The organism is Micromonospora sp. DT46, assembly GCF_049841735.1.
GTDB lineage: Bacteria > Actinomycetota > Actinomycetes > Mycobacteriales > Micromonosporaceae > Micromonospora > Micromonospora reichwaldensis.
Genome location: NZ_JBNCKW010000009.1, coordinates 137619 through 151403, shown reverse-complemented (window position 1 = coordinate 151403; position 13785 = coordinate 137619). Strand labels below are relative to the sequence as shown.

Here is a 13785-nt window from a genome sequence, read left to right as displayed (position 1 = left end):
GCGGTATCTGCGTGGGCTGAGTGTTCCGGTTCGCCGGTTCGGCTCGGCGAACACGTGCATGAGGATGTGGTGCAGCGTCACCGGTGTGTGGCGCCACCACCACTCCGACAGCCCGTCGAGCTTCCCGAGCAGAGCCTCCCGCGGGTACCGGTGGGGATTCGCCCTGGCGTCGAGGTCTGTCATGGCGCCCAGGCTCTCGCGGTGGGTGATCGCGCCGAGTTTTGTCCGTCGCCAAGCAAGGGACTGGCGCAAACAGGTTTGCTGTGGAAACCTATTGCTATGACCACTGACTCGTTGTCCGCCGGCGATGACCCTCACCGCCTCCTCTCCGACGTGCGCGACCTGGCCGGCCGCGTGCGCCGCGACCAGCGCCTGACCTGGGTCGCGCTGCTGGTGCTGGCCGCGGTGACCTTCGTGGCCGTCGTGTTCGACTGGCTCTTCATGAAGGTGCAGTGCGACGGCGATGGCTGCTCGTTCGCGCGCCGGGGCATGCTCTACTACTGGCCGCCCGCGCTGCTGCTCGCCTATACGGCGATCGCCGTCAGCTACGTGCGGGCCGCCCGGGCGCGAGGGCTGGGTGCCCGCGTGCTGCCGTACGCGATCACCGGTGCCGCGACGGCCGTCGTCCTCACGGCCGCGTACACGGCGGCGGCCGCCTATTTCCCGAGCCACCCGCCTTTCGGGGGCGGCCCGATGCCGTTCTGGTGGATCGTGCTGGACCGGCTGATCGCACCGTGGGGTCTGATCGGGCTTGCGCTGCTGGTGCTGGCCCGCCTGGAACGCAACGTCGCGCTGCTGCTGTTCACCCTGGGCTACCTGGCGCTGGTGCTGCTGGTGCTGCCGACGACCGAGGGCATGGGACTGCCCGATTGGGTGATCCCGTCGTTCATGTCGGGGGCGGACACCCAGCTCCGGCTGTCGATGACGTCACCCCAGCTCATCACCGGCACCGTGCTCCTGGCGGGCGGGATCGGCTTTGCACAGGCCCGCCGGAGGCAGCGGTGACTGCCGAGGCCGACACCCCGGACCCGTCCGACCACCCGGTCACCGGCCTCAACGAGGTCGTGCACCAGCGGGTGCGGCTGGGCATCCTCGCCATCGCGCACGAGGCACGGCGCGTCGAGTTCGGCTACCTGCGCACCCAGCTCGACCTGACCGCCGGCAACCTTTCCAAGCACCTCACCGTGTTGGAGACGGCCGGCCTGATCGACATCGAGAAGGGCTACGAGGGCAAGCGTGGCCGCACCTGGATCACCCTCACCCCCGAAGGCAAGACCGCCCTCGCCGAGGAGATCGGCCGCCTGAAGGTGCTGATCGCCCGCGTCGAAACCACCACAGAAGGCAAATGAGCAGCTGCGGGGTGCTCAGGGCCGCCGGGAGTCGAGCAGCGCGATCCTGCGTGCCCCGGCCGTACGTCGGTAGCTGGCGTCGAGTAGCTCGCCGACCTCATCCCAGCCGGTCTCATCGGTCAGGTCCACCCCGACCCACCCAGCGACACCCAGGTAGGCCGGCACGAAGCAACGGTCTTCCGCCAGCAGCGCCGCGCGCTCGTCGGGGTCAACCAGCACGATCACCGACTGTTCGTGCTGTTGATGAACGCCGTCGACCTTCACCGATCCTCCGTAGTAGACGAAGACCTTGGTGGTGTAGAAGGCGGGACGCCCGTGGGAGATCTTCTCGGCCGCGTCGGGAAAGGCCAGGGCGAGCGTCCGCAGCCGGTCCAGGAACGGATCTGCCTCGTCGAACATGATGGGATGCGGCATGTCAGAAGGTAAGCACATCCTGGGCGGCCACGGCGCCCTGCACCACGCGCCCGCGGCAGGAGCGGATGTTGTCGCGGCGGTGCGATCTTCTCGGCGGAGCGGGGGTACGGTGCCTGAGCGGTGAAGCCCGCTGGGGTGTGCCCCTACCCGGTGCCGGTGTTGTGGGCGCTGCGACGTGCGCTAAGCAGGACGACCATCACGGCCAGCCCCGGTCCGAGCAGCCGGGCGATCGGCTGACGGCACCAGGCGAAGGACGTCACCTGCTGACGTACTTCGCCTGGTGAAGTAGGACGTCAATAATCTTTAACCCCGCCCAGGGTTGGTCTACACACCGGCGGTCGAGGACGGCCGGCCTGCCTACTCGCCAAGCCACGCCGAACGGTGCACGGTGACGTTGGCAGGCACTGCTGTTCGCACGGCCTGCCGATACGGAACTGCCACGCGAGGTCAGCGCGGCACCGGGCCGCAGCGATCGCTGGCCACTGAGGGAGCGCTTTCCGTACGTCGAGGACGGGGCCGGTGGGCCACTACCATGCGCGCATGGCTCACGTTGCTCGGGCACGCAGGCCGTACCCGCTGCTCGTCGCCGCGGCGGTCCTGCTGGCGCTCGGCGCGGCCACGGCCTGGGGGGTCGGCGACACGCTGGGGCTGAGCCACTCCCCCGCCGCCGTGCCGCGCGAGGACGCCGTCGCCGCACCGGCGCGGACGCCCGCACCGGTCCCGCCGTTGGCGTCCCTCGTCGTGCCCGACGAGCCGCGCGTCAGGAAGGCCGCGGCCGCCGTGGCCGACGCGGTCGTCTCCCGCGGCCTGCCCCGGCCGGTGCTCGCTCCGGCCGCGCCGCGCCCGGCCAGGTCCGCGCCGGCCGCGCCGGGGACCGGCGCGGCCCCGGACCTGTCGGCGGTGACCACGCTGCGGGCGGGCGTGCTGGCCACCCTCGGCGGGGCGCCCGAGTCGTACCGGCTCGACGTGCACGGCGCCGAGTTGGCCGTCCAGGGCGGCGACGTCGCGGGCGTGGCAGCCGGGATGTACCGGCTGGCCGACCGGATCCGCTCCGGTGCCGAGGCGCTTCCCGCGGCGGACGCGGGTCGGGTGGTCGTCCCCCGGCTCGGCCTGCGGCTGACCGACGCGGGCTCGGTGGGGCGCGAGCCCGATCCGGCCGTCTTCGCCGCCGGCGACGACTATGGGCTGAACACCGATGTGGTCGGGTCGGCGGTGCTGCCTGGCGCGCCGTGGGTGGACGCCGGCGCGGTGGCCCGCATCGACGCGCAGTTCCGGCAGTTCGTCGACCACTCGGTGGCGCAGGGATTCAACGGGATCGTCGTGCCCGGCTTCCTGGAGTACGTCACGTTCGCGAAGGTCGGCGACGGGCGCGCGGTCTATCCGCCCGGCGACCCGCACGTCGCCCGCGCGCGGGCGATGGTCGCGGCGTTCGGCCCCGTCTTCCGGTACGCCGAGGACATGGGCGTGCGGGTCTTCCTGCTGACCGACATGCTCGCGGTGTCGCCTCCGCTGGAGGCGTACCTGACGCGGACCGTCGGCGGCCTCGACGTGGCCGACCCTCGGCTGTGGGCGGTCTACCAGGCCGGTCTGGCCGAGCTGTTCGAGAGCATGCCGTTCGTCGACGGCCTGATGGTCCGCGTCGGCGAGGGCGGCGAGGTGTACGCCGGGGCCGGCTGGGACTACTCGTCACGGCTCGCGGTCACCACGGAGACGTCCGTGCGCGCGATGCTGCGGGCGCTGCTGGACACCGCGGGCGCGGCCGGCAAGGAGATCATCTTCCGCACCTGGACGGTGGGCGTCGGCGCCGTCGGCGACCTGCACACCAACCCGGAGTCGTACGCGCGGGTGCTCGGCGGGCTCGACGACCCGCACCTGATCGTGTCCACCAAGTACACCCTGGGCGACTTCTACAGCCACCTGCCGCTGAACACCACCCTGCTCGGCGGCGGGCACCGCCGCATCGTGGAGTTCCAGGCCCGGCGCGAGTTCGAGGCGTTCGGCTCGCTGCCCAACGACCTCGGCCCGCTGCACCGCCAGGCGCTGCGCGCGTTCCTCGCCGCCAACCCGAACGTCGAGGGCGTCTGGAACTGGACCCAGGACGGCGGGCCGCTGCGTGCCGGGCCCATGTCGCTGCACCTGCGCGCCGGCTTCTGGCAGCTCTACGAGCTCAACACGTACGCCGTCGGCCGCCTGGCCTGGGACCCGCACGCCGACCCGGCGCAGGTAACGGCGGACTGGGCGTACCGCACGTTCTCCGGCGACCCGGCCACCGTCGCCGCGATCGGGCAGGCCATGGCGCTGTCCCGGCAGGCGGTCACCAAGGGCCTCTACATCGGCCCGTACGCCGACCGGTCGGTGCGGGCGCTCGGGCTGGAACCGCCGCCCATGATGTGGATCTTCGAGTGGGACATCCCGACCGGCGACTCCGCCGCGCTCGACAGCATCTACGCGGTGACCGGCGGCCGCGTCGACGAGGCGATCGAGGAGGGCACGCAGGCCGTCGCGCTGGCCCGGCGCATGCGCGACCTGGTCGCCGCGACCGACCCGGCGACCTGGCGCGACGCCGAACTGCGCGGGCGCTTCACCGCAACGCTCGACTACCAGGTCGACCTGTTCGAGACGCTGGGCGCGTACCGGGCCATGGTGCTGCGGCACGCGCAGTGGCTGGACACCGGCTCCCCCGCCGCCCGCCACGACTGGCGGCTGGCCGCGGCGGCGTACCACGACGCACGCGACGCGCACCGGCAGCGCTACGGCGCCGACCTGGACCTGCCCGCGTACAACTTCACCGCCGCCGACCTCGGGGCGCGGCGCGCCGACCGGGACCCGGCGATGGCCTGGGCGGCCCGGGCGTTGCTCGGGTCGATCCTGCTCGTGGTGCTGCTCGGCCTGCGCGGGCGCGGGTTCGGCGGAGCCGCCGCGCGCGGGTTGCTGCTCGGCGCGCTCCGGCCGTGGCGGGTCGCCGCGCTGCCGACGCCCGGGGCGCGGGCGGACCGGGTGCTGGTGTGGCTGGTCCCGGCCGTGGTGCTGGTGGCGAGCCGGCTCGTGCTGACCTGGTTCGCCGCGCCGGCGCACCTGCTGGTCACGCTCGGTGGGTGGGCGCTGTTCGCCCTCGTCGTACGCCTCGTCGTCGGCCGGCGGGACCCGTTCCACCTGTGGGCCGTGGTCGGCGGCGTCGCGCTGCTGCGCAGCGTGCTGCTGCTGGCCGCACTCGCCGGGCGCGGACCGGGCGGGTACTGGTTCGCCTTCTGGACCGCGCCGGGTCTGCGCGCGGCGTACGTCACCGTCGCGTTCGCGGCGTTCTGCTGGCTGTTCGTGGCCGCCGCCGTGGTCCTGCGGGACCGGTACGGCCTGCGCCGCCGAAGCGCCGTCGGGCTGACTCTCACCGCCGCGGGCGTGCCCCTCGGCGTGCTGTCCGCCCTGGTCTCGGTGGTGGGCCTGGAACGCGCGCTGACGGTGTGGAACGACCAGCTCGCGCTGCTGCCCTGGGGCCTTTCCCGCATCCTCGGCATCACCGTCCACCTGGGCATCCCCACCCAACTTCCCGCGTACACCGCCGCCGCCGGAGCCGCCCTCGCCGCCGCCGGCCTGCTCCTGTCACTCGGCCGCCGCCGGCAATCCGCCCGACCGTCCCACCCCGGCCCCGCTCTGACGTCGTAAAGCCCCGTCAGCGCCGGGCCGCTGGTGACCGGGGCCCGCGCCGGGACCCTCGGCCGGCGGCACTGCGAGCCGCTGTGGACCGGCCGTCATGGAGTTGTGCCAAGCGCTCGACGCGACGCGCGGGCATGCGCCCAGCCGATGAGTTCGTCGACGTATCCGGCCGCCCGGGGCCGCTCGGCGAAGGCCTCGCGTAACTTGGCGCAGGCAGCATCCAGTTCCGGTGACGGTCCTCGACCGGAGAGCAGGATGACCAGTGGTGGCCAATGGCCGATCCGCTTGTCGGGCAATGCGTTCAGCTCGGCCAGGTAGCGGCCTGGCTGCAAAAGTTCCACCAGTCGATCCGCTGCCCGCGTCACGCCAGTGAGGAGATCAGCGCGCAGCCGATCCACATCGGTGTCGGCTGTCACCTGCCAGCGCTCGCGGTCACTGTCGGCAGGGTGGGGGCACGGCACGCGGCGTTCCATGAGGCCGATGCTGTAGATATCGCTCGCTTTGTTCATCGGCTGGGTCTGCCCGGTCCGGTAAGCCAGCCAGTCCCACCACTCCTTGGGGGCTACCGCGGTATCGATGTAGAACATTCTTGCGTCGGGCCGTGACCGCTCCGACGGCTGTTTGTGAATGACGGCGACGCCCTCGGGCCTGATCAGTCGCCACACCGCACCGGAGCTGTGAAAGCCCCGTGGGTGCAAGGTGACGCCGAGGTCATGCAGCAGGCCGCGCATCACCACATCGAGTTCCGCCATGACCCGACGATACGGTCCGTCGACCGAAGCCCGGGCAGCGCGACAAGACCAACGCGGACTTCCCCGCGACGATGTCGCTGCTGGGACTACTGCGGCACCTGATCGAGGGCCGCATCCTCGCACGTCCGTTCGACGAGCGGCTGTTGACCTGCCCGGACGGTGGCCGGCCGGCGGAGGGCTCCCGCCGGCCGGCCGTCGGCGTCACCGGCCGTAGACCTCGAACTCGTGCAGCGAGAACCCGTACGAGGTGGCCCGCTTGACCCCGTACACCCGCACGTAGCGGGCGGCGACCGGGGCGAAGGTGGCGTTGTCGACGCCGCCGTTGCCGGTGGTGGTGGCGAACACCGGCGTCCAGGAGCTGCCGTCGCCGGAGACCTCGATCCGGTACGACGTGCCGTACGCCGACTCCCAGCGCAGCACCGCCCGGCTGACGGTGCGGGCCGCCCCGAGGTCGACCCGGAGCCACTGGTTGTCGTTGTAGCTGCTGGCCCAGCGGCTGCTCAGGCTGCCGTCGACCGCCTTGTCCGGCGTGTGACTGGTCAGGAACTGGGTGCTCGACGCGGTGGCCGGGCGGCCCTGGGCCAGGTTGGTGACGTCGTCGCCCCGGCGTGCCGGGAACGAGACGACCTGCTGGTAGGTGGGGCGGTTCTGCCAGGCGATCACCGGGTGGGTGATGCCGCCGAGCCCGGAGTGGGCGATCGAGTCGGCGCACCACTGGTCGCCGGCGGAGCAGGACTTGTCGCCCGGGTAGACGGTGGTGGCCGGCACGGCCGCCGCCTGCCCGAGCGCGCCGAGCAGCGCCGTCCGGCACGCGGCCAGGTTGCCGCCGCCGCAGTACGCCCGCCCGGGGCCGCCGGCCACCGGGTCGCCGAGCACGGTGCGCACGTCCTTGTCGACGTAGCCCCACCAGCCGTACTGGAACGACGAGCCCTTGTGCGCCTGGCCCTGCAACGCCCAGCTCGCGGCGCCGTCGCGCCCGCCGTTCTGGCCGCCCGACGGTGCCTCGTTGACCTCGATGGCGTCGACCAGCGCGGCGTAGAGGTCCGGCCCGAGGCCGGGGCGGAACTGCGCCGAGGCGAGCAGCGGCCACCACGCGTCGAAGATCCGGATGGCGTCGGCGTGCTGGTAGACCTTCGAGCCGGACGTGGTCTCCACCCGCCGGGCGCCGGCCTGCTGCCAGGCCCGCAGCTTGCCGATCGCGTCGGCCAGCGCCGGGTCGGTGACCGGCGCGCTGTCCAGCACCCGCAGCAGGTCGCCGAGGACCTGCTGGCCGCGCAGGTCGGTCACCGCCGCGTCCGCCACGATCTTCACGACGTCGGCGCGACCGAGCTTGCGCTGGGCGATCGCCGCGCGCACCGGACCGTCGAGCAACTGACCCCGGTGTACGGAGCCGAAGCTGAAGTTGCCGTCCGCCGCCCCGAAGTCCCGCGCCTGCTTGTTGTTCCAGCTCACGTAGTAGTCCTGGTTGACCGACTGCGGGTGGGCCGAGAGCGGGGCGTAGGTGGCGTCGTTGGTGTCCGGGTTCCAGCCGACCCACTCGTACGCCGGCTCGGCCTTCGCCGGCAGGTTCGGGTCGGCGGTGGCCGGGCGGACCGGGTTCGAGCCGGAGTTGAAGTACGCCGCCTCGGTGGAGTTGACGTAGAACCAGTTGAACGCGTATCCGACGCTCGCGGCGGACGTCTGGAACGCCGCCGCGTTGCCCATCGCCGACGGGTCGTTGAAGGCCTGGAAGCCGATCGCCGAGTCGGCCTCGTGCCGGTAGGTGGAGCGCAGCTTGGTGAACGCGGTCGGCTGCCCGTTCACCAGCCCCCGGTAGGCGACCAGCCCGTACTTCGTGCGCAGCGCGCGCAGCGTGTAGGACCCGGCCGGGGTGGAGTCGGCCAGCGTCGGCGACCAGGAGTTGCGCTGCTCCAGCGCCTCCATGGCCAGGCACTGGCCGTGGTAGAGGTAGCGGTTGGTGCGCAGCGTCGGCGCGCTGCCGTCGGTGGTGCACAGCGGCACCGCGTACGTGTCGGTGAGGTCCTGCGAGGCGGAGGTGGCGCTCCACGCGTAGTCCTGGCCGCGACCGAGCAGCACGTAGAGGTTCAGCCCGGCGAACGCGGCGCCGCGCGCGCTGATGCCCGGTCCCTGCAACTCCTGGAGCATCAGTAGCTGCGGGGCGAAGTAGCCGGTCTGCGGGCCGAACACGGCGACCGGGTTGCCGGTGGTGGTGTGCCGTCCGGAGACCACGACCGCGTTGGACATGCCGTGCGCGCGCAGGTTGGCCAGGCCGCCGATCAGCTCCTGGGTGGCGGTGCTGGCGCCGGTGCGCGCGGCGGCCCCGCCGGTCTGGTCGTAGGCGAGGGGCTCGGCGACCACCGTGCCGGCGTCGGGGAGCACCGCGCTGGTCGCGCCGGGCGGCGTCGCGCCGTACGGGAAGCTCTGCCCGTCGTGCAGGGTGAGCACGGTCTCCGGGTCGTTCTGCGACCGGAACGCCGCCCACACCCGGTCGCCCTCCGTGGCGCCGTACTTGGCCCGGGCGGCCACCCGGACCAGCGCGGACTGGATCTCGCTGCCGCCGCCCCCGCCGAAGAGGCCGCCGATCACGCCGGCGGTGGCGATCAGGTCGGTCATGGTGAAGTGCTTCGGTTTGCCGGCGCCGGCGAGCACGTACTCGCCGGGGTAGTTGTCGTCGGCGATCGACTTGTCGATGTAGGCGTTGATGCCGGCGATGTAGTCGACCACGTCGGTGTAGAGCTGCTGGCCCCGGGCGCCCTTGGTGCGCAGCGCGTTGACCTGGGCTTGGAGGTCCGCCTCCGTGTAGGGCGAGTTGGCCCAGACACTCTGCTCCAGCTCCCGGTTGCCGGGGGCGCCGCCGGCGAACGAGGTGACCTTGCCACGGCCGACGTGCCGCAACAGGTCCATCACCCAGAGCCGGTCCTGCGCCCCGGCGTAGCCGGCGCCGAACATGGTGCCGGCGCGAGTGGTGCCGGTGACGCGCGGGACGCCGGTGGCCTTGTCCCGCACGATGGTGACGTCGGCGCGCGGCGAGACGGTGCTCTCGATCTGCGCGGCGGGGACGCCGAAGGAGGCGTCGTTGAAGAAGTGGGCGATCTGCTCGTCGGTCAGCCCGGCGTAGTTGTAGACCAGGTTCGCGTACTCGTCGAGCTGGTCGCTGGAGTGCGCGGGGCGGGTGCCGAGCGCCTGGTGGGCCAGGATGGCGGCCAGCGTGGCGTTGCCGTTCTGCCCGGGCGGCAGGATGTCGGCGCACTGGCCGAGGCAGTAGTCGTTGGCGGCGAACGTGGCGGCGGCCAGTGCCGGTGACGGCGGGGTGACGGTCAGGACGCTCGCGGTCAGGACGGCGGCGGTGAACGCCGCGAGCCTGGCGCGGAGTGGGGGACGGGGCATGAATTCCTCCGGGGACGCGGAGTCGGGCCTTCGGTACGCCCGGCTGCCGTGCCGACGTCTCGCCCTCCGCGCCCGGGCGTTCCACCCGGAGGTGAGATTGGCTCACATCTATCTCCGGGCAATGATCGCGGCCGACCGCCGCCCGGGATAGCAGTCGTTCACCAACCGCCAATGCCGACGTTTCGCCCCGCCGGCGCCGCTCCCCGGACGTGACAGTGGGGCCGGCGCCGCCGCCACCCCCACCGCGCCTCCTCAGTCCGCTTGAGGGCTGGTCCCGTTCAGGGCTTGCGGGCGGCTGGTCGCTCGCGCGGGGCCAGCGCGCACCGCACGCCTGTGACCAGGGCCGCAGGCAGTTCCGCACTGATCCACTACCGTGGTGGAGCTGTCGCACGTGACCGGAGGACGCACATGGCTCGCCCCTACAAACCCGGACCGAAGCAGTTCGTCTTCTCAGTGGGTGATGGCAACGACCAACACGTTTCGGTGGGCGACCCCCAGGAGGCCTACGTAGCGTTCTCTGCGTTCTTCCGGGGTCGCGAGTCTGACACCTACACCATCAGGGATGAGCCGGCGGGGCAGAGTGTGGTACTCATGCCCCGGCTGGGGGTGATCTCCCGGACCAGGGACGCGGACCAACCTCGATCGGAACACCTCCAGGTCGACCGGCCCAACCGCTACCTTCCGAGCGCGATGCTGTTCTTCGAGAACGGATATGCCGGCCTCGACCGCTTCGGCCAGTGGTTCTCCAACCTCTCGGACCTCGACGCGTCACCGGAGACCCGCGGTGCCGCCCGCGCCGCCACGATCACGACGGAAGCAGCGGCGATCGAAGAAGTCGCCCGGATCTGGGCAGATTCGGGCATTGTCGACCCGAGCGACAAGTACTACGTCTTCTTCGACTCGCACGGTGTCGACGACGACCGAGCCGAACGAGCCGAACTGCTCCAGTTGATCGAATTCCTCGGTCTCGAACGAGTCGACGCCCCGGCCGGGGCCGCCGGGGGCGAGGTCTGGGTACGCACCGACCCACGCCTCGACGTCGAAACTGCGCGGTGGTCGTGAACAGGCGGTGCGGGGTGGGCCGCACCATCGCCGTAACACTCGCCGTGGGCCCGGAGCGACCACGCCCAGCCGGTGCCGTTGCGGGAAGGCCTGAGCTGTGAGAGACGTCGTTTTCACGCGTAGCAGCGGCTGGATCCCGAACGTGATCCGCGAGGACGGCGAGCTGAAGCTGATGCTCGCCGCCGGGGCCGACGCCAACCATGAGCCTCGCACGTTCACGTTCCCGATCGGGGAGGCCCACCTCGCGGTGATCCGGGAGGACCTGGCCAGACACCTGCTGCTGTGGAGTGCCGCTCTTCCGCTGTGCGACGCCGCCGGAACCCGTGGCCGGCTCGACGAGGACGCTGCCGCCGCGCTCCTGGACCCGGTCCTGCTCTCCTCGCCCGCGGACGTCGACGCGCTCTTCCGACGCATCCGGTGGGACAGGAGCCGGCTCGTCGCCCACGGCGCCGACATCGCCCTACTTGAGCGCGGTCAGGTCTGCGAGGCGATGCGCGCGGCGACGGAGAGGTCGAACGAGAAACGTGCCCAGGAGTATCACGCCGACCGCCGTCGCGCCGAGCGCGGAGCAGTCCTCGGGCCACTCGACGCGGAGATTCTGAGGTACACGGGCCAGTATCTGCATGGCGCGACGATTCCCAGGCGGATACCCGATGCCGTTGACCCCGCACTGCTCCCCCAGGTCATGCGTGTGATCGCCACTGCGGAGCAGGCATGCGCCGGGATGCGGATCGGCCTCGATCCGCGGCGGGGAAGGCGGGCCACGGACAAGCGCGACTGGGACCGGATGGCGGCGACGGTCGACGCGGCCGTGCGCCGCGCGTACCCCGAACTCGTCGATGACGCGGTGCGGACGGTGAGCTTTCTGATGTGCTCGGAGGCTGCGGACCGCTCCAGGAACACCCCGGCGGAAGACGACGAGGATGCTGCCGACGACCACGCCGACCTCGGTGAGAGCGCGAGAAAGGCGGCCCTGTCGTTCACCGATGACAAGGGCGGCGAGAAGAAGTGGCGACGGGACGGTCCCCGCACTGCCTCCGCCGAGTTCTGGGAGTTCGTCGCCGATCGCTCTGCCGCGGACAACGAAGTGTTCACCATCGAGGACGAGGAGATGGGCGAGGGGATCCAGCTGCACTTCTACGCGGACTCCATCGCCCGGATCACGACGGTGCGCCACGGGGAAGCCGGGTCGGATCCGCAGTACCAGGTCGAGTACAGCCTGGTCGACGGGATCGGCGGGTACCGGAACCTGGTGAGCGCCTTCGTCCGCGGCGGCTGCGCCGCACTCGAACAGCACGGTCCCTGGATGTCGGATGTCGCGGAGTTCGAGCGCGCGCGTCGTCGGCGCGACGCCCGGTAGTCCCAGAGGGAATCCACGCCGGCGCCGTTCCATCGGAGATCTTCTGATTCTTGGGACAGGACCCTTAGCGCTTCAGGACACTCCATACAGCCCAGGCCCCTCCCGAGGTGCGTCACGATGGCCTGCCCTCACAGGTGCACTAGGTCTGCCAGGCGTGGGCTTTCGAGGTCGATGCCGAGCGTGTACGTTGCGCCGATGAGTCGACAGGATCGGGTCTCGGCCACCTCATTCGGCGGTCGCATAGTGGTGGCGGCGCAGTTGCTGTTGCTGACGATGTCCTTGATCGGCAGCTTCGGTGTGCTGCTCGTAGCCGCACTGCACGTCAGGGATCTCCCGGCTGTGCTGGACCCGAGGGTGGATCGGTTGGGTGACCCGAAGGATTCACTTCCGCCGGTCGGCCCGGACTCGGCGTGGAACCCGCTGCTCTGGGTGTTCGAACTCGCTCGGGTGCTGGCGATGTTCGTCTACCCGCTCGCTTTCGTGACCTTGGTCCTCGGGGTGGCAGCCCTTATCCGAACCTGGCGGGTCGGCGACCGGCAAGCGTTCGGCTGGCTCGTCGTCAGCACGGGAGTCTGGTTCGCCCTGGCGGCGCTCGCCCTGACTCCGTACGGCACGCAACTACACGGCTGGTTGCTCGACTGAGCCTGGCGACCCTATGCGATCGGGCCACCGCTCGCCCTCAGCCCTGCGTCTGCAACTGTGACGGCCGATCAGAGGCATTGGCCGAGCCGCCGGCGACAAGCCATCACCCCCCGCAGCTATCAGATCGCGGCAGTTCCGTACACGTACCTTGGCCGTGCCGGTACCGACATGGTCAGGTTGAATGCAATAGTGATCACTCATCAGGTAGCCCGCACGCTGTCTGGCCAATGAACGACGTCGCGGTGTGGCATGTCGCCAACGTCAGGGCCCCGACGACGGTCGACGGAAGCATCACGGGGGCCGTCTGGCTCACCCTGCACGGCATCGACTTTCCGGAGCCCGGGTGGACCGACCTACCACTGTCCGTGCTGAGCTCAGCCGTGACCGCGTACGAAACCATCTGCGGCGGAGAACCAGAGGCGTTCTCGTACATCTTCGACGGACCGTACTTCCTGTACTACCGTCGGACCGGCGCGTGCGAGCCGACCGTGCACATCGAGGCCAATTGTGATCGCGACGAGGATGTGGTGATCTCCATCTCGACTGGCGAAGCACCTTTGGAGGAGCTCCGCGGCACTCTGCTGAAAGCCGTAGAGGCTCTCCACGCCGAGATCAAGGCTGAGCCGTACGCCGACGATTCGGTGCGTGTCGCCGCCGAACTCATCGCGACACTGTCCAGAGCACGTCCGGTTGACTCGGCAAGAACCTAGAACCGAGGTCTGGTTGGCGCTGATGGACACGCGCTTACCGTTAGGGCCGAGCCGCCCCTCTGGCCGAACATCGATAGCGCTATGAAACGCTCGACCGGCGGCAGATGCGGATGCGCGGCGGCATCTCGCGCTGTACGTGGCGGGTTGTGCTGCTCGTGCTCGGCACCGCCCCGCGCACCGTCGACAGCGACCTCATCGAAGGTGTGGTACGCAGAATGGGCCGGCACGGTTCTCGACGTCGACGTCGAGGCTCTGCGCCAGGAGGTGGCCGTCCCTCATGACTGAACCCCGCGACTGGGCACAGCGCCGATTGCCAGTGAGCTGCAACGCCTGCTCGGGGTAGTTGCGATCCTCGCCCGGTCCGGAGACCGGGCGCCAGGGTCGGTCCTGGACAGGTTGCGATCTCCCAGCGCGGCTGCGTGCCGGCCGACGCTGCTCAGGCGCCTCATCCTCGCGGT

The 13785-nt window shown here is 71.0% G+C and carries 10 protein-coding genes; 7 read left to right on the top strand and 3 right to left on the bottom strand.

Annotation, left to right across the window (positions count from 1 at the left end; genetic code table 11):
• Positions 1-201: 201 nt before the first annotated feature.
• The gene (locus tag ACLQ20_RS25085; protein ID WP_425857853.1) at positions 202-1005 is read left to right on the top strand and encodes a hypothetical protein; all 804 of its coding nucleotides are present in this window, start codon (positions 202-204) and stop codon (positions 1003-1005) included.
• Complete coding sequence (locus ACLQ20_RS25080; protein WP_151453008.1) at positions 1002-1349, top strand: transcriptional regulator; 348 nt, start codon at positions 1002-1004, stop codon at positions 1347-1349. Before ACLQ20_RS25085 ends, ACLQ20_RS25080 begins: the two co-directional genes overlap by 4 nt.
• Before the next feature lie 15 nt (positions 1350-1364).
• Here the strand turns inward: ACLQ20_RS25080 and ACLQ20_RS25075 are convergent, their stop codons facing one another.
• The gene (locus ACLQ20_RS25075; RefSeq protein WP_425857852.1) at positions 1365-1763 is read right to left on the bottom strand and encodes an MmcQ/YjbR family DNA-binding protein; all 399 of its coding nucleotides are present in this window, start codon (positions 1761-1763) and stop codon (positions 1365-1367) included.
• Positions 1764-2303: 540 nt separating this feature from the next.
• On the opposite strand from ACLQ20_RS25075, the gene ACLQ20_RS25070 reads away from it, so the two are divergent.
• On the top strand, positions 2304-5423 hold the full coding sequence (locus ACLQ20_RS25070; protein WP_425857851.1) for a hypothetical protein: 3120 nt from the start codon (positions 2304-2306) through the stop codon (positions 5421-5423).
• Positions 5424-5509: 86 nt separating this feature from the next.
• Here the strand turns inward: ACLQ20_RS25070 and ACLQ20_RS25065 are convergent, their stop codons facing one another.
• Together ACLQ20_RS25065 and ACLQ20_RS25060 are read right to left on the bottom strand one after the other, a co-directional pair.
• The gene (locus tag ACLQ20_RS25065) at positions 5510-6166 is read right to left on the bottom strand and encodes a DUF4304 domain-containing protein (protein WP_425857850.1); all 657 of its coding nucleotides are present in this window, start codon (positions 6164-6166) and stop codon (positions 5510-5512) included.
• Positions 6167-6367: 201 nt separating this feature from the next.
• The gene (locus tag ACLQ20_RS25060) at positions 6368-9553 is read right to left on the bottom strand and encodes a penicillin acylase family protein (RefSeq protein ID WP_425857849.1); all 3186 of its coding nucleotides are present in this window, start codon (positions 9551-9553) and stop codon (positions 6368-6370) included.
• A 408-nt stretch (positions 9554-9961) separates the two neighbouring features.
• Here ACLQ20_RS25060 and ACLQ20_RS25055 point away from each other — a divergent pair, with 408 nt between their 5' ends.
• The 4 genes from ACLQ20_RS25055 (at position 9962) to ACLQ20_RS25040 (ending at position 13327) form a co-directional block, all read left to right on the top strand.
• Positions 9962-10615 (top strand): hypothetical protein, encoded by a 654-nt coding sequence (locus ACLQ20_RS25055; RefSeq protein WP_425857848.1) that lies wholly within the window; start codon positions 9962-9964, stop codon positions 10613-10615.
• Between the two features lie 97 nt (positions 10616-10712).
• Positions 10713-11975 carry a DUF6357 family protein gene (locus ACLQ20_RS25050; RefSeq protein WP_425857847.1) on the top strand — a complete coding sequence of 421 codons (1263 nt, stop codon included), beginning with the start codon at positions 10713-10715 and terminating at the stop codon, positions 11973-11975.
• A 195-nt stretch (positions 11976-12170) separates the two neighbouring features.
• Entirely contained in the window at positions 12171-12617 is a 447-nt protein-coding gene (locus tag ACLQ20_RS25045) for a hypothetical protein (RefSeq protein WP_425857846.1), read from the top strand.
• A gap of 227 nt (positions 12618-12844) precedes the next feature.
• On the top strand, positions 12845-13327 hold the full coding sequence (locus ACLQ20_RS25040; protein WP_425857845.1) for a hypothetical protein: 483 nt from the start codon (positions 12845-12847) through the stop codon (positions 13325-13327).
• The last annotated feature ends 458 nt before the right edge of the window (positions 13328-13785 follow it).

Bases quoted from the DNA above. Each gene is read 5' to 3' on its own strand.
- ACLQ20_RS25045 (WP_425857846.1), top strand. From the start codon at position 12,171: ATGAGTCGACAGGATCGGGTCTCGGCCACCTCATTCGGCGGTCGCATA.
- ACLQ20_RS25060 (WP_425857849.1), bottom strand. From the start codon at position 9,553: ATGCCCCGTCCCCCACTCCGCGCCAGGCTCGCGGCGTTCACCGCCGCC.
- ACLQ20_RS25065 (WP_425857850.1), bottom strand. From the start codon at position 6,166: ATGGCGGAACTCGATGTGGTGATGCGCGGCCTGCTGCATGACCTCGGC.
- ACLQ20_RS25055 (WP_425857848.1), top strand. From the start codon at position 9,962: ATGGCTCGCCCCTACAAACCCGGACCGAAGCAGTTCGTCTTCTCAGTG.
- ACLQ20_RS25040 (WP_425857845.1), top strand. From the start codon at position 12,845: ATGAACGACGTCGCGGTGTGGCATGTCGCCAACGTCAGGGCCCCGACG.
- ACLQ20_RS25075 (WP_425857852.1), bottom strand. From the start codon at position 1,763: ATGCCGCATCCCATCATGTTCGACGAGGCAGATCCGTTCCTGGACCGG.
- ACLQ20_RS25070 (WP_425857851.1), top strand. From the start codon at position 2,304: ATGGCTCACGTTGCTCGGGCACGCAGGCCGTACCCGCTGCTCGTCGCC.